The 20,226-nt window shown below is 71.4% G+C and carries 17 protein-coding genes; 10 read left to right on the forward strand and 7 right to left on the reverse strand.

Annotated elements, in window-relative coordinates; all coding sequences use genetic code 11:
- Positions 1–48: 48 nt before the first annotated feature.
- Positions 49–1,416 (reverse strand): hypothetical protein, encoded by a 1,368-nt coding sequence (locus tag K8612_RS18860; RefSeq protein WP_223763286.1) that lies wholly within the window; start codon positions 1,414–1,416, stop codon positions 49–51.
- A 621-nt stretch (positions 1,417–2,037) separates the two neighbouring features.
- Between K8612_RS18860 and K8612_RS18865 the strand changes: the two genes are divergently transcribed.
- Entirely contained in the window at positions 2,038–2,595 is a 558-nt protein-coding gene (locus tag K8612_RS18865; protein ID WP_223763333.1) for a GNAT family N-acetyltransferase, read from the forward strand.
- A 78-nt stretch (positions 2,596–2,673) separates the two neighbouring features.
- On the opposite strand, the gene K8612_RS18870 is transcribed toward K8612_RS18865, so the two are convergent.
- Positions 2,674–4,656: a nucleoside-diphosphate sugar epimerase/dehydratase gene (locus tag K8612_RS18870; RefSeq protein ID WP_223738969.1), complete on the reverse strand. Its 1,983-nt coding sequence runs from the start codon at positions 4,654–4,656 to the stop codon at positions 2,674–2,676.
- A gap of 397 nt (positions 4,657–5,053) precedes the next feature.
- Between K8612_RS18870 and K8612_RS18875 the strand changes: the two genes are divergently transcribed.
- The 4 genes from K8612_RS18875 (at position 5,054) to K8612_RS18890 (ending at position 11,109) form a co-directional block, all read left to right on the forward strand.
- Positions 5,054–5,683: a histidine phosphatase family protein gene (locus K8612_RS18875; RefSeq protein WP_223738968.1), complete on the forward strand. Its 630-nt coding sequence runs from the start codon at positions 5,054–5,056 to the stop codon at positions 5,681–5,683.
- A 48-nt stretch (positions 5,684–5,731) separates the two neighbouring features.
- The gene (locus K8612_RS18880) at positions 5,732–8,374 is read left to right on the forward strand and encodes an AAA family ATPase (protein WP_223763287.1); all 2,643 of its coding nucleotides are present in this window, start codon (positions 5,732–5,734) and stop codon (positions 8,372–8,374) included.
- A gap of 143 nt (positions 8,375–8,517) precedes the next feature.
- The gene (locus K8612_RS18885; RefSeq protein WP_304503936.1) at positions 8,518–9,675 is read left to right on the forward strand and encodes a trypsin-like serine protease; all 1,158 of its coding nucleotides are present in this window, start codon (positions 8,518–8,520) and stop codon (positions 9,673–9,675) included.
- A 111-nt stretch (positions 9,676–9,786) separates the two neighbouring features.
- On the forward strand, positions 9,787–11,109 hold the full coding sequence (locus K8612_RS18890) for a hypothetical protein (protein WP_223763288.1): 1,323 nt from the start codon (positions 9,787–9,789) through the stop codon (positions 11,107–11,109).
- 1 nt (position 11,110) lies between these two features.
- Here the strand turns inward: K8612_RS18890 and K8612_RS18895 are convergent, their stop codons facing one another.
- Both K8612_RS18895 and K8612_RS18900 read right to left on the reverse strand, forming a co-directional pair.
- On the reverse strand, positions 11,111–12,193 hold the full coding sequence (locus K8612_RS18895; RefSeq protein WP_223763289.1) for a TonB C-terminal domain-containing protein: 1,083 nt from the start codon (positions 12,191–12,193) through the stop codon (positions 11,111–11,113).
- A gap of 101 nt (positions 12,194–12,294) precedes the next feature.
- Positions 12,295–12,720, reverse strand: a complete 426-nt coding sequence (locus K8612_RS18900) for a hypothetical protein (RefSeq protein WP_223763290.1) — start codon at positions 12,718–12,720, stop codon at positions 12,295–12,297.
- A gap of 127 nt (positions 12,721–12,847) precedes the next feature.
- On the opposite strand from K8612_RS18900, the gene K8612_RS18905 reads away from it, so the two are divergent.
- A complete protein-coding gene (locus K8612_RS18905) occupies positions 12,848–13,120 on the forward strand; it encodes a DUF2277 domain-containing protein (protein ID WP_223738962.1) in 273 nt (90 codons plus the stop codon).
- A gap of 48 nt (positions 13,121–13,168) precedes the next feature.
- On the opposite strand, the gene K8612_RS18910 is transcribed toward K8612_RS18905, so the two are convergent.
- Both K8612_RS18910 and K8612_RS18915 read right to left on the reverse strand, forming a co-directional pair.
- Positions 13,169–14,758 (reverse strand): glycoside hydrolase family 43 protein, encoded by a 1,590-nt coding sequence (locus K8612_RS18910; RefSeq protein ID WP_223763291.1) that lies wholly within the window; start codon positions 14,756–14,758, stop codon positions 13,169–13,171.
- Between the two features lie 73 nt (positions 14,759–14,831).
- The gene (locus tag K8612_RS18915) at positions 14,832–15,755 is read right to left on the reverse strand and encodes a LysR family transcriptional regulator (RefSeq protein ID WP_223763292.1); all 924 of its coding nucleotides are present in this window, start codon (positions 15,753–15,755) and stop codon (positions 14,832–14,834) included.
- Between the two features lie 102 nt (positions 15,756–15,857).
- Between K8612_RS18915 and K8612_RS18920 the strand changes: the two genes are divergently transcribed.
- Positions 15,858–16,301 carry a DUF4437 domain-containing protein gene (locus K8612_RS18920; RefSeq protein ID WP_223763293.1) on the forward strand — a complete coding sequence of 148 codons (444 nt, stop codon included), beginning with the start codon at positions 15,858–15,860 and terminating at the stop codon, positions 16,299–16,301.
- A 5-nt stretch (positions 16,302–16,306) separates the two neighbouring features.
- Here the strand turns inward: K8612_RS18920 and K8612_RS18925 are convergent, their stop codons facing one another.
- Entirely contained in the window at positions 16,307–17,107 is an 801-nt protein-coding gene (locus K8612_RS18925) for an intradiol ring-cleavage dioxygenase (protein ID WP_223763294.1), read from the reverse strand.
- A 143-nt stretch (positions 17,108–17,250) separates the two neighbouring features.
- Here K8612_RS18925 and K8612_RS18930 point away from each other — a divergent pair, with 143 nt between their 5' ends.
- The 3 genes from K8612_RS18930 to K8612_RS18940 all read left to right on the forward strand — a co-directional run bounded on the left by K8612_RS18930 (position 17,251) and on the right by K8612_RS18940 (position 20,195).
- A complete protein-coding gene (locus tag K8612_RS18930; RefSeq protein WP_223738957.1) occupies positions 17,251–17,658 on the forward strand; it encodes a DUF3224 domain-containing protein in 408 nt (135 codons plus the stop codon).
- Positions 17,659–17,812: 154 nt separating this feature from the next.
- Complete coding sequence (locus K8612_RS18935) at positions 17,813–18,868, forward strand: hypothetical protein (protein WP_223763295.1); 1,056 nt, start codon at positions 17,813–17,815, stop codon at positions 18,866–18,868.
- 94 nt (positions 18,869–18,962) lie between these two features.
- The gene (locus tag K8612_RS18940; protein WP_223763296.1) at positions 18,963–20,195 is read left to right on the forward strand and encodes a serine hydrolase; all 1,233 of its coding nucleotides are present in this window, start codon (positions 18,963–18,965) and stop codon (positions 20,193–20,195) included.
- Positions 20,196–20,226: the final 31 nt, after the last annotated feature.

The following is a 20,226-nucleotide window of genomic DNA, read 5'->3' on the forward strand; positions in this document are numbered from 1 at the left end:
CGCTCGGGCGGGAGGAGGGGGTGTCTGTTCCGCATCGTGGAATTCGGACTAGAGCGCCGAACCCGCGCCCAGCAGCTTCGCGTTGAGCGCGCCGTTGCCGTAGTACTGCGTGTTGTTGCCCACGGTGTGGGTCTCCAGACGCTGCTGGAGGGTGGCGTTGTAGCGGCCCAGCTTCATCAGGCCGTCATTGAACCAGCCCGTGCCGCTGCCCGTGCCGTCCACGTAGTTGGCGTACTTCTTGGCGGACGGCCAGATGACGTTGTTCAGGGTGACCACGAACTTGCGCATGTCCGCGTCCGTCCACTCCATGCCCGCGTCGTGGGCTTCCACGAGGTAGGCCATCACGCCGTTGCCGTGCGCCACGTCCTGGCCCGGACGCTTCTTGGAGCCCCACTCGGCGGCCCAGAAGTACGCGTTGGCGTTCACCGGGCTGGTCATCAACTGACCGCGCAGCGACGAGGTGTTGTTCGGCATGTCACGGTTGATGTTGTTGAAGACGGTCAGGTACTGCGCCTTCTTCGTGGCGTCCGTCGTCATCATGGACAGGTCCATGGAGATGTACGCCCAGTGCGACGCCATGTGCGTGTTGACGCGGTAGATGTAGCTGTTCGCGCCGCGCTTGAGCCACTTCTCGAACATGTTCCGCTCGGTGAACGCCAGCAGCTTGTCGTACTGCGCCTTGTACGTGGCGTTGCCGTAGAGCGCGGGCGTCTCACGGATGGTGCGCAGCATGCGCGTCACGTAGCGCCAGCAGTAGCTCTCGAACAGGGGGACCTCCTGGCCCAGCGTGTCCGAGCGGGCGGACGCCCAGCCCATGTAGCTGTCCTTGAACTGGCTGCGGGGCAGCGAAGAGGACACCTTCGCGTTGTTGACCACGTTGTTCACATACAGCAGCGCCCGGTCCATGTACTGCGTCTTGCCCGTGGCGCGATACATCGCGGTGTTGCCGTCGATGCCGTAGGCCAGGTTGTAGAACTGCCAGCTATCCAGCGACTTGCTCATGGGCAGGAAGCTGGAGGTGTGCTCCGAATTCCAGCGGTTCAGGAAGAGCGTCTCCCAACCCGCGACGGTGCGCAGGCTGACGGCGGCCTGGGCGTTCGAGCCGAGCCCCTCCTCTCCAGTGGAGGGCGCGGGCACTTCCGCGGAGGCAGGGGCGTCCGCCTCCGGGGTGGAGGGAGCAGCCTCGCTCCCCGGCTCGGAGGGGGCCGCCGCGATCTCCTCGGGGGAAGAGGGAGCGAGCGTCTCCTCCTCGCCAGGGGCGGGGATGTCGGTGCTGTCCGGGGTGTTGTCTCCGTTGGGACTGGCCGTGCTGGCCGCGTCCTGCTCGGGGTTGGGGCCGCAGGCACCACCCACCAGCAGGGCAAGCGACAACAGGGACGACAGGGCACGACCAGAGTTGCGACGAGGTTCCAACATCAGGGGGGTCCTGTGGGGTAGCTCCAGCCGGCAGGCCGTTGGGCTACCCTGTTGTGGGAACGCCGGAGTGCGTTCACAGGACGCCAAAAGCATTTGGCGGCACACGTAATTCCTTTGTGATTAGACAAAAAGAAAATGATGACTGTCCGTGAGTCTTCAGACCGGCGCCCCGTGGGCCTGTCCGCCTGAGCCGGCATGTGTGTCATCAGGGGTGGGGGATGTATGACGAGGGCAGGGCAGGCGAGCGCCATGCTGGTTCCCGACGCGGGAGCCTCGGCGCTCTCCGGGCAGTACTTCCGCTCCGGGCATCACCTACGCGCCGAGCAGGTCACCCATACGCTGGTCGTCAAAAACGATACAGGCGGGATGTTACACGTGCCACTCATCGTGCGAGCGATTGAGGGGACTCCGTATCGCGACGCCATCTCTCCCTATGGCTTTCCGGGCGGTGAGCTGAACGGGTTGAGCGAGGTGCCTGCACCTGCCGTGGATTGGCGGAGCACGGAGCTGGTCAGCATCTTCGTGAGGGAGCGGGTTCAGGGACCGCACTGTTTCACGGGAGGCACGGCGCGCAACGAGGTCTTCTTCGTGGACCCTTGCCGCCTGCTCACACCCCGGGAGATGCACCGCCGGCACATGCGGCGAAACGTCCGGCTGGGGTTCGTGAGCACGGTGTGCGCGGCCCGGGACGCGCCCCCCGAGGAGCGCGCGGGGTTTCGCGACGTGTACCGGCAGACCATGGTGCGGGACCAGGCGTGCCACCGGTACTTCTTCTCCGACACGTACTTCGAGGAGCTGTTCGCGTCCCCGGAGGCCTGGCTCGCGACGGCGCGCGCGCCGGACGGGACGGTCGCGTCCGCGGCCCTGGTGGTCCGCAGTGACGGGCTCCTGCACTACTACCTGGGCGGCACGGCGGACGCGCACCTGGGGCGCTCCCCGGCGAAGAACGTCTTCGGGGAGATGATCTCCCTGAGCCAGCGGCTGGGGCTCCCGCTCCACCTGGGGGGCGGGCTCACGCCGGGGGACGGCCTGGAGGACTTCAAGCGCGGCTTCTCCAACGCCAGCGGGCGCATCCACACGCACGAAATCGTCTGCGACGCGGCGGTGTACGCCACGCTGTCGGAGGGCCGCGCCGCCAGCGGCTTCTTTCCGGCCTACCGCTCGCCTCTCCGCCCCTGACGAAGGGCCCCGGCCTCCCGCCCGGAAGGGGGCACGGGAGACCGGGGCTTCGCGTGGACGGCCGGGGCCGCGTGGGGTTCAGGCGCTGACGTTCTGCTCCGCCGCGGACGGCTTCACGGGGGCGAAGACGGGCAGCACCTTCGCCACCGTCGCCGGCATCTTCGACGGGGTGTACGCGGGGATGAGCTCCTGGAGGGCGCGCTTCACGTCGTGGGAGTCACCGGCGCGGGCCGCGCGGTCCAGGCGCTTGAGCTGGATCTGGAAGTCCGCGGGCGGCGCGGGGCTCTTCGCCACCTTGATGCGGTTGCGCACCTGCTGGGTGAGCTCCTCCTCCTCGGACATGAGCACCTCCTCCAGCTTCTCCCCGGGGCGCAGCCCCGTGTAGACGATGGCGATGTCCTTGTCCGGCACCAGGCCCGTCATGGTGATCATGTTCGCGGCCAGCTCCGCGATGCGGACCGGCGCGCCCATGTCCAGGATGCACAGCTCGCCGTAGCCGCCCAGGCCGGCCAGCACCACCAGGCCCACCGCCTCCGGGATGATCATGAAGTAGCGGGTGCAGTCCGGGTGGGTGACCGTGACGGGGCCGCCCGCTTGGATCTGCTGCTTGAAGAGCGGCACCACGCTGCCCGCGGACCCCAGCACGTTGCCGAAGCGGACGGCGCAGAAGGTGGTGCGCGACGTCACGGCGATGTCCCGGATGACCATCTCCGCCAGCCGCTTGGAGGCCCCCATCACCGACGAGGGCTTCACCGCCTTGTCGGTGGAGATGAGGATGAAGCGCTCCGCGCCGCACGCGTCCGCCATGCGCGCCACGTTCTGCGTGCCAAAGACGTTGTTCTTGATGGCCTCCTCCGGCGCGTCCTCCATCAGGGGCACGTGCTTGTGCGCGGCCGCGTGGAAGACGTACTGCGGCGCGAACTCCTGGCCAATGCGCAACATCCGGTCCAGGTCGCGGATGTCCGCCACCACGGAGTGCACCGGCACGTGCGGGTAGCGCGCCTGGAGCTGGCGCACCAGCAGGTAGAGTTCGTTCTCGTTGATGTCCACCACCACCAGCGACGCGGGCGAGTGCCCCGCGACCTGTCGGACGATTTCACTGCCGATGGAGCCCGCGCCGCCGGTGACGAGGATGCGGCGGCCCGTCACCAGCCGGTGCACCTCCTGATGGTCGAACGAGATGGCGTCCCGGGGCAGCAGGTGCTCCGGGGCCAGGTCGTGCAGCATGGCGGCGGTGATCTTCTGGTCCAGGTAGGCGAACGAGGCCGGGATGATCTTGAAGCTGACGCTCTGGTGCCGGCACAGGCTCAAGAGGTGCCGGGTGCGCTCCGGGGACAGCCGGGGGATGGCGATGAGCACCTGCGTCACCCGGTGCTTGCGCATCAACTCCGGCAGCGCGTCCAGCACGCCGAGCACCGGCTTGCCGTTGAGGAAGGTGCCCTGCTTGCCCGGGTCGTCATCCACCAGCCCGATGACGTGCCACGGGCTCTTGCGGTCCCTCAGCAGGTCGCGCAGGAGCAGGTCCCCGGCGCTGCCCGCGCCCACGATGAGCGTGCGCTGGGAGCCCTGCGCCTTCGCGCGCTGCCGGTCCAGGTACCACTGCCGGGCCATGCGCGGCGCGAAGCGGTGAAAGCCCAGGAGCGTGGTGGTGATGAAGAACTCCAGCGCGACCACCTGCCCCGGCAGCGACTCCATGAAGAAGATGGCGCGCAGCAGCTCGAACACGATGGTGCCCGCGAGGCTGGCCAGCTCCAGCCGGACCGCCTCGTGGATGCCGGAGCGGTGGAAGGACCAGCGGTGCAGCCCCAACCAGACGAGCGTCACCAGGCGCACCGCGACCAGGAGCGCCACGGCCCGGGGCAGGACAGCCCTGCAGGCCGGCGACAGCCCGTCCGCGAAGTGCAGCATCGTGGCGGCGACCAGCGAGCCGGCGATGAGGACCGCGTCCACGCCCAGCATCCGCAGCCAGCCGAAGCGGTGGGTCCTCCGCGGCGCATGCTCCGGGGTTTCCCGAACCCCCAACTCCAGGCTCATCGCTTCCAGACCCTGACCGTGTTTCATCTCACTCACCCCCTGAAGCCCGGCGTGCACGGGAGATCCGCCGTCCCCCCGCATACGCAGTGCGAAGGGCACGCCCAGACTCGAAGCCCTGAACAAAGTGGACGCGCGTCCAGTGAGGCTGAAGCTGTCCGAGAGTGCTGTAGAACCAGGATTCTGGGGAAGCGTGGGCCACCGGGCGAACACCCCGTCCCCCGGGGCCGACGTCCAGACAGGTCCCCGCCGCCCCCCGCCACGGAGTGCGCGCGGCCCCTCACGCCGGACGGGGTATTGTTTCAACGCCGTGACACCCCTCCCGCGCATGAGGGGCATAGCCGGCCCCTTCAGGCAGGGGGCCGCGGCGCCGGGCTGACACTTCGCGCGCCTTGCTCCGCCCAGGTCCGCCCGCCACGCTGGGGCCATGACGACCGAATTCATCCTGCTCCGGCACGGGGAGACGGAGTGGAACGCCCTGGGGCGGTTGCAGGGGCACCTGAACAGCATGCTCAGCCGTGAGGGGCTGCGGCAGGCGGAGGCGCTCGCGGCGCGGCTGGCCGCCCATCCCTTCCAGGCCCTCTACAGCAGCGACCTGGACCGCGCGGTGCAGACGGCCTCCCGCATCGCGGCCCGGACGGGCCACGACGTCCAGCGGGACGCGCGCCTGCGGGAGCGCGCGCTGGGCGTGCTCGAAGGGCTGACGCGCGCGGAGGCCGGCCAGCGCCACCCGGACGTCTTCGCCGCGTACTCGGAGGGCCACGCCGACTACGTGGTACCCGAAGGGGAGAGCGCCTCCCAGCGCCTGCGGCTGGCGCTGCACTGCCTGGAGGAGCTGGGCGCGCGCCACCCGGGGGCCCGCGTCGTGGTGGTCACCCATGGCGGCCTGCTCAGCGCCCTGTTGCGCCACTGCCTGGGCATCCCGCCCTCGGCGCCGCGCGCCTTCTCCGTCCTCAACGCGGGCTGGAACCAGTTCGACCTCCACGAGGGGGCCCTGCGCATGGTGACCTGGGGAGACGTCAGCCACCTGCGCGCGCTCAGCCTGGACGACACCTGAGGCACCCGTGACGGACGGGGCCTGGATGGTCGTACACTGCTGCGCGCCATGCGCACGCCATCCGCTCCGGGACTGGGACCGCCGGCGGTCTTCGTGGGCCGAGCCCACGAGGTACGCCGGCTGGGGGACATGCTGAAGCGCGTGCGCACGGGCGTCGTCTACGGGCTGCCCGGCGCGGGCAAGTCCGCGCTGGTGGCGGCGGTGGCCGCGAAGCACCGGGGCCCCGTCGTGCACCGGCGCGTGCGCCCCGGGGACACGCTGGACACGGTGGTGGACGACGTGCGCCGCCTGCTGAGCGAAGCGCCCGTGGCCCAGGCCCTGTCGGACGCGTCCCGGCTGGAGGCGCTGGCGGCGGAGCTGGAGGCGCGCCGCGCCCTGTGCGTGCTGGACGACCTGCACGTGCTCGGGCCGCCGGAGCGCGCCGCGCTGGTGGAGGACCTGGGCGGGCGGCTGCGGCAGGGCACGCTGCTGGCCACCTCGCGCGAGTCGGTGCCCCGGCACGCGGCCAGCCCGGACCGGGTGGAGCTGCGGCTGGAGGGCCTGTCGGAGGAGGCCGCGAAGGAGCTGTGGCGGGAGCTGGACGCGCTCTACGGCGAGCGCGACGGCTTCGACGCGGCGTGGGGCCGCTCGCGGGGCCTGCCCTTCCTCCTGCGCCGCGCCCACGCGGGCGACACGGGCGGGGACGAACCCGTGCGAGCGGCGCTCGCGGCGCTGCCCGCGGACGAGCGGCGGCTGTGCGCGATGCTGGCCTTGAGCCAACTGCCGCTCACCGCGAGCGCGCTGGGGCCGGTGCTGTCCGGCGACGCGGCGGACCCGGCGCCGCGCCGGTTGGGCGCGAAGCTGCTGGTGGAGACGGACTCGCGGGGCCGGCACGGCGTGCACGACCTGGTGCGCGAGGCGATGGTGTCCCTGCTGTCGCCGGACGAGGCGCGCGCCGGCCACGAGGCGCTGCTGGAGGTCCTGGAGCGGGAGCCCCTGCCCGCCGTGGTCCGGGTGCGCGCGGTGTGCCGCCACCTCCAGGCGCTCGGCCGGCACGAAGCGCGCGCGGCCTTCATCGTCGCCCAGGCGGAAGCCCTGGTGCGCCACGGCGCCGCGGACGAGCTGCTGGGCCTGCTGGACTCGCTGCCCGCCGGGCTGCGCACGCCCCAGGTGAAGCTGGCCCATGCGCGCGCGCGGGTGCGGCTGCTGGATTTGCGCCGGGCCTACCCGGAGCTGCTCGCCCTGCGCGCCTCGCTGGAGGCCGCCGCCGGCGCGCCGGAGCCGGAGTCGAACGAGGCCCTGCGCGAGGGCGTGGGCGCCGTGCTGGTGCGGGTGGCCCTCTTCGCGCTGGAGCCGGAGGCCTGCGAGCGCACGCTGGAGGCCATGCCGGTGCCGAGCAGCGCGGAGGTCTTCCTCCAGCAACTGCTGGCCTGGACCGCGCTGCGCTTCTTCCAGGGGCGGCTGGATGAGTCCCTGGCCATGCTGGACAACGCCGCCGCCGCGACCGGGGACCGGCGCGTGCTGGGCTGGTGCGCCTACGCCCGCGCGCTGATGCTCTGGATTGAAGGCCGCGACAGCGAGCTGGCGGAGCCCCTGGCCCAGTGCGTGTCATTGCTGGAGGACGCGCCGCTCGACTCGCGAGGCCCCCTGGTGGCCGCCATGTCCGCGGGCATCCTCAGCCGGCTGGGCCGCTTCACGGAGGCGGACGCCGCGCTCGCCAGCGCCCGGGAGCGCCTGGGCCAGTTGGGCGCCCCCCGCCTCGCGCTGGAGCTGGACTGCATCGCGGCGTGGGTGCGCGCGGAGTCAGGGCAGCGCGGCGCGGCGCTCGCGGCGCTGCGGGAGACGGAGGGCCGCGCGGAGAGGGCGGGCTACCTCTTCGTCCGGCTGCTGTGCCGCGTGGGCGCGGGCCGCATGCTGCTGGAGCTGGGCCGGCGCGCGGAAGGAAGGGCCCAACTGGACGCGGTGGAGGAGGAGGTCCGCTCGCGCGGCGTGGTGGGGCTGATGCGGGCCGCCCGGGTGGCGCGCACGCTGGACGTGCCGGGGCCGGACGCACCGCCCATCACCGTGGAGCCCCGGGAGGTGCGCCCTGGCATCGCCGCCCGCCAGCGCGCCCTCGCCGCCCTCGCCGCCGCCCGGAGCGGGGACGCCCCGCGCGCCACGGCGCTGCTCACCGCGCTGGAGCCCCTGGCCCGAGGTGACGACTTCGCGCTGGAGCACACGCTGGGGCACCTGGCCCGCGCCACGCTCCACCGGCACGCGGGCCGCGCCCGCGAGGCCGCGCAGGCCCTGGAGGACGCCACCCACGCGGCGACCGCGGGCGGGCTGGACCCCGAGCTGATGGCGGAGCTGACCCGGCCGCTCGCATCCGCCGCGAAGGCAGACTCCCTCCCGGAAGCGCCGGAGGCGGTGGTGCTGGACGCCCGCCGTCATGAGCTGCGAGCCCCGGGGAAGACCGTCTCCCTGGAGCGGCGCGCCCTGCCGCGGAGGCTGCTCTACGCGCTGGCACGCCAGCCAGGGAGCATCCTGTCGAAGGAGGACTGCGTGCGCGCCATGTGGAACGCGGCCTACGACCCGCGCCTGCACGACAACGCCTTGCGCGTCCACGTCAGCCACGTGCGGGACATGCTGGAGGGCACCGGCACCCGGGTGGTCTTCGAGGACCCCGGCTACCGCCTGGAGGTGTCCTCGGGCTTCACCTTCGTCGCCGGATAGCCGCGTCACGCCAACTCCATCACAGTAGTCATCCAGTTACAACAAATCGCAGGCGGGGTATTTACAAAGAGTCCTGGACTCCTCAAGAATCCCGTCGCTTCATATTTACCAATCAAAACGGGTTTCACATGATTTCGGCTCAGATGGTGCGTCGCTGGACCGCCGCCAGCGCGGTGTCGCTGCTGGTCGTCGGTTGCGGTCCCCAGACCACGGAGGAGAAGCAGGCCCAGCCGGAGACGCCGGCTCCCGCCGCCACCACCCAGGAGATCGTCGGCGGCACGGCGACCACCATCGAGGCGAACCCCTGGCAGGTGTCGCTGCAGAGCAGCGGCGGCAGCCACTTCTGCGGCGGCTCCGTCATCAACGAGAACTGGATCCTCACCGCGCAGCACTGCGTGAACTCGGGCGGCTCCATCTCCAAGCCGGGCCGCATCGTGGCGGGCGTCACCAACCGCACCACCACCACCGGCGGGCAGGTCCGCACCGTGTCCCAGGTGGTCGTGTACCCGGGCTACGTGGACGCCAACTACGGCAAGGACGCGGCGCTCCTCAAGCTGTCCTCGCCGCTGGACCTGAGCGGCGCGAACGTGAAGGCCATCCCCATCGTCACCGCGGCGGACGAGGCGGCGGGCGTGGGCGGCGTCGGCGCCGTGGCGCGCGTCACGGGCTGGGGCACGCTGTCCAGCGGCTCCTCCTCGCTGCCCACCACGCTCCAGACGGTGGACGTGAACGTCATCAGCAACGCCGACGCGCAGGCGGACTACCAGGGCCAGGAGACCATCACCGCGGACCAGTTGGGCGCCACGGCCCCGGGCAAGGACTCCTGCCAGGGTGACAGCGGCGGTCCCCTCACCGTCCTCAAGGGCAGCACCCGCGTGCTCGCGGGCATCGTGAGCTGGGGCTACGGCTGCGCCGACCCGGCGTACGCGGGCATGTACGGCCGCGTGTCGTCCTTCGCCAGTTGGATCGACAGCACCATCAACGCCCCGCAGCAGCCGACGCAGACGCTGCTGAGCCAGACCAACCTCTCCGGCTCCTCCGGCACCTGGAAGCACTACGCCATCACCGTCCCCGCGGGCTCCACGACCCTGACGGTGGAGCAGTCCGGCGGCACGGGTGACGCGGACCTCTACGTGCGCCAGGGCTCGCAGCCCACCACCACCGCGTACAACTGCCGCCCGTACCTCAGCGGCAACGCGGAGACCTGCACCATCACCGCCCCGGCGTCCGGCACCTGGTACGTCTCCGTGCGCGGCTACTCCGCGTACTCGGGCGTCTCCGTGAAGGCCACGGTGCCGTAGCCGTCGCCTGACACCGGCGTGAGCGCGCAAGCCCTCTTCCTCCCCTCGCGGGAAGGAAGGGGGCTTTCGTGTTTCAACCCCTCGCGCGCGCGGGGTGCTACACCCGGAGTCATGGCCCGGCCCGTCCCCAGAGCTTCGCGCTGTCCCCACTGCAACGCGCCCTTCACGCCCCAGGCCGCGAAGACGCACTACGTCTGCGGCTACTGCGGCCACGCCTTCGACCTGGACGGCCCACACCCGGCGCGGCCTGGCCCGCCGCCCCCCGCCCAGGCGAACCGGCAGGCCCTGATGGTGGTGGCGGGCGTCGCGGCGATGGTCGTCATGGGCGGCGTGGGCGCGGCGGTCGCCCTCCTCAAGGGGGGCCCGGATGAACCCAGGCCCCGTCCCACCCCACCTCCCGCCGCCGTCCCCCGCTCCGTCGCGCCACCGGTCGTCCCCGGGCCTCCACCCGAGCCCCCCAAGCCCGGACCCGAGCGCCTCCAGTGGGCGGAGCGGGGCGCGCCCGCGTTCGTGGACGTCAACGGCGACGGGACGGAGGACATCGTCGGCCACGTGAGCCGGCACGAGGGCGCCTCCGGCGTCCAGCACTTCATCGCCGCGTTCGACGGCCGGACGTTCCAGAAGCTCTGGGAGTCGTCGCCCTCGGAGGGGCCGGACGCCTCCCGCCACACGAAGGTCATCGCCCAGAACGGCCACCTGGTGATGAGCGAGCAGCGCACGGTGAACCTGCTGGAGCTGGAGACCGGCAAGCGGCTGGGGCGCGTGCCGCTGACGGACTCGCCGCGCCGGCTGTGCATCCCGCCCGGGGACACGACGTCCGTCTGGGTGGAGGTGGTGGACCACCAGCACCTGCTCTTCGACACGCGCACCGCCACGGCGAAGCCCGCGCCCCGGGCGCCGAAGGGCTGCGCCACGCCGCCCCTGAGCCCGCAGACGTGCAACATGAGCCGGCCGGCGGAGCACCCCACCTCCTGCGAGCGCTCCAGCTACCCGCCCTCCGACATCCGGGGCTTCTCCACCAAGTACCTCTTCCGCACGGGCGGCTACACGCTGGCGCTGGGCACGCGCTGGCCGGGGACGCAGGTGCCCCTGGTGGCGCTGTACGCGCCGGGCAACCGCAAGCCGCTGTGGCACGACACCGTGTCGGAGAAGGACCCGCTCCTCCTGCGGGACACCGCGCCGGAGGTGGGGGAGATCACCCAGGACGCCGTGTACGTCGTCTATGAGCTGGAGAAGGGCGGCGCGTACCTCATCCGGCGCGACCTGCGCACCGGCGCCGTGGTCTGGGACGTGCCCATGCCCGAGACCCGCTCCCTCACCATGATGACGGCCCTCTGGGTCCGGGGCGGCAGGGTGTACGTGCCGATGTGGGGCGCCCTGCACGTCCTGGACGCCGCGACGGGTGAGCGCATCGGCGGCATCGGGACGGAGTGAGTCAGTAGATGGAGATGAGGTGGACCCGCACGCGGGGGTTGCCGAGGTACTCCTCCAACCGCCAGCGGGTCCGCATCCCGTCCTCGCGGATGCCCACGCCGCCGTCCGTGGGAGGCTCCGCGCTGGCGAGCGCATCCCGGAGCTGGGACACCGCCCAGCGGTCGAACTTCGGGTCCCCGGAACCCTCCAGCACCTGGAGGTCGATGAGGCTGCCGTCGCGCGCCTGCCGCACCTCCACGATGGCGACGAGCGCCAGGATGGGGGTGGTGACGTCCATCATGTAGACGTTCGCCGCGCGCCCGGCCTCCACCGCCGCGCGCATCCGGTCGGACGTCTCCCGGCGGACGTCGCGCTCCTGGGGCGCGAAGGGAGTGCCCGTCTTGCCGAACCGCTCGATGGCCTCCAGTTGCTCGCGCTTCAGCCGGCGGGCGAGCACCTCGGTGTCGGGAGGCGGCGGGTTCACGAGCTGCTCGGAGAAGCCCTGGCGCAGCTTCGCGAAGTACGGAGGCGTCGCGCCCGTGGCCCGCGCGGACGCGGTCGCGTCGTGGGCCCAGCCATCCACCCGCTGGCGCGCCTCCTCCGCCTCTCGGGCCGCCAGGGCCTTGGGGTCCGGCTCCGAGCCGGGGACGTTGCGAAGCGTCCGCCCCGTCGACGGAGGGCCCTTCAGGAGCCCACCGCCCAGGAGCCCGGGGGGCTCCAACTGGAGCGGGACGTCCCGGAGCGGAGGTGACGGGCGCTCGGCGGGAGCTTCCGCGAGCGGCTCGGGAGCGGCCTTCCCGGGGGTGGCGGGAGCTGGCGCTTCGTCCTTCTTCCGCTCGCGCTCCGCCAGCGGCGTCGGCGCTCCACCCTTCCGCTCGCGAGTGGGGGGTTCGCGCTCCGCCGGACGCGCGGGCGGGCGCGGAGGGCTCGGCGCCGCTTCGGGGGTGGGGCGTGCGTCCCGGGTGACGATCTCCAGCTCGATTGCCCGCGGCGGCTCGTGACGCCGGACGTTCGCGGCCGGGCTCCGCCACAGCGCGAAGAGGAGCGCCGCGTGCAGGAGCCCGGACACGACGAGCAGGAGGAGGAGCTGTGAGCGCCGGGACACGAAGCACAGCTTGCTCCGTCCCGCCGCGCGGGAGAAGTGGCGTGGAGCGTGGGTGTCGGACCTCCACGCTCCCCTGCCCTCCTACGGCGTGGGTCGGGCCGTCACTCCGCCCAGTGGACCTTGCCCAGCCCCGCCGGGATGAGGTCGCAGACGTAGACGATGTCGTCGTACGGGTAGTTGTCGTAGACGCCCCGCGCGGGGATGCAGCGCGCCTGGCTGGGGTTCGGCGCGTTGTAGTCCGCGGCGAGCTGCTGGCAGTAGGCGTTGTCGGACGGGCCACCGCACTCCTCGGTGCACTGGTCCGCGCGGATCCAATACGGGTTGTAGAGCGGGTACGAGTCCGCCTCCGTCCAGCACAGGCCCGTCGCGCAGTCGGTGTCCGCCGAACAGCCCTCGCCCACGGCGTTGAGGCCCTGCTCCTGCTGCGTCGGGGTGGAGGGCTGCGGCTCGCCGGCGGGGCTGCCGCCACAGGCGAGCAGCGCCAACGAGAAGAGCGTCACGGGAACGGCGAAGCGCTTGCGCATCATTGGAAGAAACCTTTCCAGGAGAAGGGGGAGTCCTGAGAAAACCATCTTGGCTCCCATGGGCCAAGTCACATTCTCGCGGCAATGGATTGGGGTACGCTGGCGGCACTTCACGCGGAGGGCCCCGTCCATGTGCCGGAGCATCAAGACGCTGTTCAACTTCGAGCCTCCCGCGTCGGACGCGGAGGTCCGGGCGGCGGCCCTGCAGTTCGTGCGGAAGCTGAGCGGCACCAGCGCCCCGTCCAAGGCGAACGAGGAGGCCTTCCACCGCGCCGTCGAGGACGTCACCGAGGCCGCGCGCCGGCTGGTGGACTCCCTGGTGACCACTGCCCCGCCGCGCAACCGCGACATGGAGGCCATGAAGGCGAAGCTGCGGTCCGCGAAGCGCTTCGCGCCGCGCTGACGGACGCCGCGCGCTGGAGACAGCGTCCGTCCGGAGGCAGGCCGCGGCTCAGGGGATGTTGATGCGCGAGTGCAGGGCCCGCCCGTCGTACGCGGCGGCGCCGCAGCGCGCATGGGCCCAGTCTCCGTTCACCGCGGAGCAGACGCGGAAGGCCTGGATGTTGGAGTACGGCACGTTGATGCCCGGCGTGTCGCAGCGCCCCTGGTAGGTCCAGGACAGGCTCTTGTTCACGGCGCCCACGCCGATGCACGGGCCAATCCACGCGCCCGTGTCCCGCCGCTGCACGTCGATGGAGTACTGCGCCAGCGTCTCCTCCTCGCTCCACTCCAGATCCACGAAGGGCGTGACGCCGCCGGGCAGTTCCAGGGACACGTCGTCGGAGATGCCGTCGTAGGCCTTCTCCACGAAGGGCCCCCAGACGTTGTTGTTGGAATAGAAGAGGCGGAACGCGGCGATCTCCCCCTTCGTCACCACGCGGTCCCCGGCGCTGCGGCACACGCCGTCGAACACCGTCTTGTGGGCCTGCCCCAGCAGCACCACGGACGTGCACGGCCCCACCACCGAGCCATTCTTCAACACGACGTCCAGCGAGTAGCTGTACCCCGCAAGCCGGTTCCAGCGCACGCTCACCTGGTTGAGCGACGTCATCGCCCCGTCCGGCTTGAACGCGACGCGCTGCTTGTACGTGCTGCGCGAGGTGAGGTTGCCCGCGCTGTCGAAGGCGCCCTGGTGGAAGACGTTGAAGTACTCGCCCCGCCGCTCGACGATGACGTTGTGGCCGTGGGACTGCACCAGCCGGCCCGCGGAGTTCTTCGACGGCAGGGACAGCCGCCGCACCGCCCGCGCCCGCGTGAGCTCCGGGATGGAGTCCGCCATCACGTAATACATGGCGTATTGGCTGTTGTACCAACCGCCGCTGAAGACCAGATAGTAGCGCCCGTCGCGCTTGAAGAGCTCCGGCGCCTCGTTGATGCCCTCCTCGTAGGCCGGCGTCGCGAACACCGCCGGGCCCGCGTGGTTGTAGACGGTGCCGGGCGCGGCCAGCTTGAACGAGGAGATGTTGTTGCCGTTCTGGAACCAGACATAGAAGAGCCAGCGGTCCACGCCGTCATCGAACGTCGCCGAGTCGATGCGGATGTTCCGGTTGCACCCCTGCGGCAGGCACGCCGTGCCGGTGGTGGTGCGCGGCCACGGGGTGTTGGCGTTGATGGGCTGGGGCGCGCCGAAGACCAGGTTCAAGTCCGGCGCCGTGGCGACGAAGGTCGTCATCTCCTGCCCCGCCGGAGGACACGCCGCGCCGTTGGGCACCCGGTGGCCGGAGAAGTGGAGCTGGTAGACGCTGCCCACCCTGCTCAGGTCCGGCGCCCACAGGAAACAGTAGTCGTAGGTCGGATCCGCCGCGGACGGGTTGTAGTCACGCTTGAAGCGGAACGCCGTCAGGTCGTTCGACTCATACAGCGGAATCACCACCCCGTTGCCCGTGCCGGTGAGGAAGAACAGGTCGTCGTTCTCCTTGTAGACGTCTGGATCCGCCAGCCACTGCATGAGCAGCGTGCGTGAGGGGTCCTGCGCGAGGGCGCTCCCGGCGAAGGTCGTGGTGAGGAGGGAGCACAGCAGGGCGGCTCGGACGGGCTTCATGAGACCTCTCCATGAAAGTCTTGAAATTCAAGCTTACAATGAAGAGTACGGGCGCGGGGCGGACGCGGCCCCGTCACCGCGCGCGCTTCTTCCGGGACCTGGCCGGAGGCTTCGCGAGCGCCTCCGCCTGCTTCCCGATGGTCTCCGCCAGGAAGTCCACCACCGCGCGCACCCGCGCGTTGTGGGCCAGGTCCTCGTGGAACACCAGCCACACGGTCCGCTCCAGCTCCGGCAGGGCGTCACGCAGGGGCACCAGCTCCGGATGCAGGTGGCCGAAGAACGCCGGCAGGAGCGCCACGCCCAGGCCCTCGCGCGCGGCCTGGAGCAGCCCCAGGATGGACGTCAGCCGCAGCGCCACGGTGGCCTTCGCCGCGTGCACGTCCAGCCACTTCGACTCCGGCCAGCGCCGCGAGTCCTGCGCGTACCCCACCACCGAGTGCCCCTGGAGCCCCGTGTCGAAGCGCACCGGCCCCCGGCGGGAGAGATAGGCCTTCGACGCGAAGGGCACGACCCCAATGGCAGCCACCTTCCGGGCCCGCAGCGACGCCTCCCGTGGCCGGACCAGCCGGATGGCCACGTCCGCCTCGCGCCGCACCAGGGAGAGCGCCTCGTAACCGGAGAGCAGTTGCAACTCGATCTCCGGATGGCGCTCCTGGAACGCGGCCAGCCAGGGCATCACGTTGTGGACCAGGAAGGAGTCCGTCGCGGTGACCGTCACCGGCCCGGAGGGGCGCAGGTCCTCACCGCTGGCGAGCCGCTCCACCCGCAGCGCCTCCGCCTCCACCGCCTCCGCGGCCGGGAGGATGCGCAGCGCCACCGCCGTGGGCTTGAGGCTCGTGGGGGTCCGGTCGAAGAGGCGCGCCCCCAGCTCCTTCTCCAGCACGGCCAGGCGCCGGCCCACCGTGGTGGGGTCCACCTTCAACCGCCGCGCCGCCGCGGAGAGGTTCCCCTCCCTCGCGATGGCCAGGAAGTGCCGCAGGTCGCTCCATTCGGGCATGGCCTGCATTCTCGCAGAGGGCCCCTGCGGAAACGGGCATTTTCGCAGCCCCCGTCCGCCGCCATCCTCCCCGGCGTTTCCTTCCACCGAGGAGTGCCTCCCGTGAAGACCCTGCCCAAGCTCGTCGCCGCCGTCGCCGTCCTCTCCGCGTTCACCTTCGCCGCCGCCAGGGGCAAGGAGTCCGCCGCGTTCCAGCAGACCGCCTATGACAAGCTCGCCTGGACGGAGATGATGCCCGGCGGCCCGTCCGTGCACGTGCTCTGGGGCGACATGAAGAAGGGCCCGTACGCGCTGTTGATGAAGTTCCCCGCCGGGTTCGACTCCGGGCCGCACACCCACTCCGCCAGCTACCACGGCGTGCTGGTGAAGGGCCGCATGACGAACACCAGCGAGGGCGCCGCCGAAGCGGGCGCCGTGGAGGCCGGCAGCACCTGGGACCAGCCCGGCAAGGTGGTGCACCGCAACCAGTGCTCGCCGGACGCCGAGTGCGTGCTGCTCATCGCCCAGGACAAGCCCTTCGACTTCGCGCCCGCGAAGGCGAAGTAGCCGCGTCAGACCTGGATGGGCACCACCAGGGACGCGGCGTAGCCGTCCGTGGTGTTGCCCGTCACCGTCGCCAACTGCGTGGACGCGCCGTCGCTGAACACGTTGTCGCTGGAGAGCGAGACCTGGCTGAGGTTGCGGACGCTCTGCGAATACCCGGACGTCGCATAGACGGTGTCGCAGACGTCCTCCGGCAGGGCCAACTGGGACGTGGCCACCTTGTTGCGCGAGGAGGAGGTCGCCTCCACCGAGGGGTAGATTTCGAAGTGGATGTGCGGCCACCGCCCGCTGTAGCAGGCGGGGAAGACGCTGGTGAAGGTCACCCTGCCCTCCTCATCCGTCACCTGCACCCCGCGCAGGTAGTTCTCCTGGGTGACGCCCGACGAGTACATGGAGTAGCGCCCCGCCTGGTCGCAGTGCCACAGGTAGATGGCGTAGCCCCGGAGCGGCGTGCAACTGTCATTGCTGGCCACCAGCGTGAGGGTGACGGTGAGCGGGATGCCCGCCGCGACGCCGCTCGCGCCCGCGATGCTGGAGCGGATGTCGCTCCGGACGATGCCCGACAGCACCAGGGCGTTGGCTCCGTTGGACCCGTCGCCGGGATAGGGGCCGGCCGTCTCCTCCGGAATCCTCGCGCAGCCGGACGCGTCGTCGTTGCCGCCGCTGGAGTCCGTCCCCCCGCAGCCGATGATGGGAATGAGGCTGGTGAAGGCCATCCAGCGCAGCAGCTCCCGCCGGTCCGTGCGCTTCGCCAGCACCCGCAGGTCCTGCTGGAGTCCGTCGTGGTGGTTCTGTTCGTGGTCACTCATGCGCCCTGCCCCCTTGGAGTGACCGTGACGGTAGGGCAAAGGTCTTAAGCGAGTCCTAAGGCGCCGGGCGTGATGCGTTTTTGCAATCCAGGCGCGGGCTCCTGGCGTATCTGTCCGGCCATCTGGCAAGGGAGCAGGCACCCATGACGAAGCGCGCGAGTGGTCCTTTCGACGTCAAGCTCACCCCCATGGCCCCGGAGGCGGGCGCGGTGGAGGCGGCCCCGGGCCGGATGACGCTCGACAAACGCTTTCACGGCGGACTGGACGCCACGAGCCAGGGACAGATGCTCGCGGTGCGGACGCCGGTGGAGGGGTCCGCGGGGTACGTGGCCATGGAGCGCGTCAGCGGAACGCTGGACGGCCGCGCCGGCACCTTCGCGCTCCAGCACTCCGGGACCCTGACGCGCGGGGCGCCCCAGCTCGTCATCACGGTGGTGCCGGACTCCGGAACCGGCGAGCTCACGGGGCTCGCCGGTTCCATGACCATCGACATCGCGCCGGGCGGGAAGCACTCCTACGACTTCCAGTACACCCTGCCGGACGCGCCATGACCCACCCAGGCGGACGTCCCGCGGTCGATGGCTCCGGGTGGGCGAGCGGGCCCAGCGCGGGGCGCTGACGCCTTCGCGGGCCTGTTCGGGAAGATTGGCGCCGGAGCGCGTAGAAGCAGGTGACGGGAGCCTCCATCCCTCCCGGCACCCCATCATGGCCCGTCCCAAGAGCCCCCTCGTCTGGATCCTCCTCGCGGTCGGAGGCGCCTGCGCGTTCTGCTGCACCGGCACCCTGGGGCTCATGGCCCTGGGGCTCTTCGCGGGAGGCGACAGCGCCACGCCCGGCGCCCCCGGCGCGGTGAGCAGGGCCCAAGGCGGCAGCCCCGGGGAGCCCGGAGGCTTCGCGTTCGACGCGCCTCCGGGCTGGAAGACCCAGCAGGACGGGCGCTTCCTCCTCGAGTGGGAAGATCGGGGCGACACCCTGGGGGTGGAGGCGCTCCGGCTGCCAGCCCTGCCCGGGCTGGATGACGCCGAGGGCCGGCTCGCGAAGCTGTGGCAGGAGCGCATTGGCGCGGACTGGAACGACGTGAAGCCGAACCCGCTGGTGATGCGGCGCTTCGTGGCCAACGGGGCCCGCGCCTTCTTCACCGCCGCGGCGGTGCGCGCGAAGAACAACGACCGGACCTTCCGGGTGAGCCTCTACCTGGTGGAGGCGGGAGACCGCCTGGAGCCGCTGGTGTTCATCCAGAGCTTCATGACGCCCGGGGGCCTGGGCGAGGCCATGTCGGCCTCGTTCTCCTGGAACACGTCCTACGTCCGGGTGGAGGAGGCGCTGAAGGGCGTGCGTGGGAGCCCCGTGGGCCTGCCGCTCGTGGACGACGCGGAGGTGGTGGGCCACTTCGTCTACGGCAGCAGCTCCGCGACCCAGTGGGTCAACACCTATACCGGCGGCACCAGCATGACGGCGGTCTCCTACAGCGTCGACTACACCTTCGGCGCCGATCGCGAGTTCCAGTACAAGTTCGCGGGCGCGTCCGGACAGGTGGGCGCGATGAAGTTCGGCTCCGACGACGACCAGGGCACCTGGAGCGTGAAGCACGACGTGCTGACGCTCACCGGAGCGAAGCGGACACGCCGGTACCTGCTCATCGGGGCCGCGCGCTCTCCTGAAGGCAAGCGCACGCTCTACCTCATGCCGGAACACCCAGGATGGTCGCTGGCTCCGGGCGCCATCGGGCAGAACGGCGAGCTGTATGTGGCGGTGGACTGAAGCGCCCCCATCCGGTGACACCGCCAGGGGTCCCCGGTGTTCCATCCGCCAGCCGGCACGAATGCACCGGCCCTTCCCTCACAGGAGATGGAACATGGCGGTCCTGCACCGTGGAGTGCGGCTGGGTATGGCATTGCTCGCGAGCTTCACGGCCCCCGCCTGCGGGCCGGAGGCACCGGCCGGTGTCGCGCTGGAGTTGGGCGAACAGGAGCTGGAGGCGGCGAAGTCGCCCCTGCCGCCCCTGGACCGCGAGGCGCTGCGGCAGGCCATCGCGGGGCTGCCGAACGCGGAGGTGACGGGCGCGCTGGTCCGGGTGAGCGGCGCGGACGGGCGCTGGCTGGGCACGTCCGGCGTGGCGGACGTCCGCACCGGCGCCCCGGTGCCCGCGGACGCGCACTTCCGCATTGGCAGCATGACGAAGGCGTTCACGGCCACCGTCGTGCTCCAGCTCGCCGCCGAGGGGCGCGTGGACCTGGACCGGCCCGTCCAGGACTACCTGCCGCGCCTGCTGCCCGCGGGCGTCTACGCGCCCATCACCGTGCGCCAGTTGCTCAACTTCACCCACGGCCTGCCCGGCGTGCCGGTGCCGCAGAAGGACCCCGGCTGGTTCTTCGAGAACCGCTTCCGGCGCTTCAGCCCCCGGGAGCTGGTCTCCCTGGCGCTCCCCCAGGGCCCCCGCTTCGCGCCGGGCACGCGGCAGGAGTACGGCAACATCGGCTACCTCGTCGCGGGGCTGCTCATCGAACAGGTGACGGGCCGGCCCTACGGGGACGCGGTGCGCGAGCGCATCCTGCGGCCGCTGCACCTGCGGGACACCTTCGTGCCCGGCAACGACGTGACCCTTCCCGGGCGCCACGCGCGTGGCTACGAGGAGGTCGCGCCGGAAGAGACCGGCTGTCCGGCGGGGGCCATCACCTACGGCACGCGCTGCCTGGTGGACGTCACCGAAGCGAGCCAGTCCGTGCCCTGGGCCGCCGGAGAGATGATCTCCACGGCCGAGGACCTGGACCGCTTCCTCGTCGCGCTCTTCCAGGGGCGGCTGCTGCCGCGCAAGCAGCAGGAGGAGCTGTTCACCGTCCCGGACCTGCCCGCCGCGGGAGGAGGCCGCGCCACCTACAGCGCGGGCCTCTCCCGCTACGACCTGGGCGGCGTCATCTTCTGGGGCAAGAGCGGCGACCGGCACGGCTACAACAGCGGGATGGGCGCCACGAGGGACCTGCGCCGGCGCCTCATCTATTCGGTCAACACGCTCCACATGGGAGGAGAGCCGCCGGACATCGCCGCGCGGATCATCCAGGCGGCCCTGACGGGGCCTTCACAGCCGTAGAGGGTGGGGGCGAGATGGGGTTAGCCTGCCA

The organism is Corallococcus sp. AS-1-6 (genome assembly GCF_020037015.1).
Lineage (GTDB): Bacteria > Myxococcota > Myxococcia > Myxococcales > Myxococcaceae > Corallococcus.

What these genes read in the sequence shown, in the direction of transcription:
- K8612_RS18860 (WP_223763286.1), bottom strand. Translation starts at nt 1,416, where the DNA reads ATGTTGGAACCTCGTCGCAACTCTGGTCGTGCCCTGTCGTCCCTGTTG.
- K8612_RS18865 (WP_223763333.1), top strand. Translation starts at nt 2,038, where the DNA reads ATGCACCGCCGGCACATGCGGCGAAACGTCCGGCTGGGGTTCGTGAGC.
- K8612_RS18870 (WP_223738969.1), bottom strand. Translation starts at nt 4,656, where the DNA reads ATGAAACACGGTCAGGGTCTGGAAGCGATGAGCCTGGAGTTGGGGGTT.
- K8612_RS18875 (WP_223738968.1), top strand. Translation starts at nt 5,054, where the DNA reads ATGACGACCGAATTCATCCTGCTCCGGCACGGGGAGACGGAGTGGAAC.
- K8612_RS18880 (WP_223763287.1), top strand. Translation starts at nt 5,732, where the DNA reads ATGCGCACGCCATCCGCTCCGGGACTGGGACCGCCGGCGGTCTTCGTG.
- K8612_RS18885 (WP_304503936.1), top strand. Translation starts at nt 8,518, where the DNA reads ATGGTGCGTCGCTGGACCGCCGCCAGCGCGGTGTCGCTGCTGGTCGTC.
- K8612_RS18890 (WP_223763288.1), top strand. Translation starts at nt 9,787, where the DNA reads ATGGCCCGGCCCGTCCCCAGAGCTTCGCGCTGTCCCCACTGCAACGCG.
- K8612_RS18900 (WP_223763290.1), bottom strand. Translation starts at nt 12,720, where the DNA reads ATGATGCGCAAGCGCTTCGCCGTTCCCGTGACGCTCTTCTCGTTGGCG.
- K8612_RS18905 (WP_223738962.1), top strand. Translation starts at nt 12,848, where the DNA reads ATGTGCCGGAGCATCAAGACGCTGTTCAACTTCGAGCCTCCCGCGTCG.
- K8612_RS18910 (WP_223763291.1), bottom strand. Translation starts at nt 14,758, where the DNA reads ATGAAGCCCGTCCGAGCCGCCCTGCTGTGCTCCCTCCTCACCACGACC.
- K8612_RS18915 (WP_223763292.1), bottom strand. Translation starts at nt 15,755, where the DNA reads ATGCCCGAATGGAGCGACCTGCGGCACTTCCTGGCCATCGCGAGGGAG.
- K8612_RS18925 (WP_223763294.1), bottom strand. Translation starts at nt 17,107, where the DNA reads ATGAGTGACCACGAACAGAACCACCACGACGGACTCCAGCAGGACCTG.
- K8612_RS18930 (WP_223738957.1), top strand. Translation starts at nt 17,251, where the DNA reads ATGACGAAGCGCGCGAGTGGTCCTTTCGACGTCAAGCTCACCCCCATG.
- K8612_RS18935 (WP_223763295.1), top strand. Translation starts at nt 17,813, where the DNA reads ATGGCCCGTCCCAAGAGCCCCCTCGTCTGGATCCTCCTCGCGGTCGGA.
- K8612_RS18940 (WP_223763296.1), top strand. Translation starts at nt 18,963, where the DNA reads ATGGCGGTCCTGCACCGTGGAGTGCGGCTGGGTATGGCATTGCTCGCG.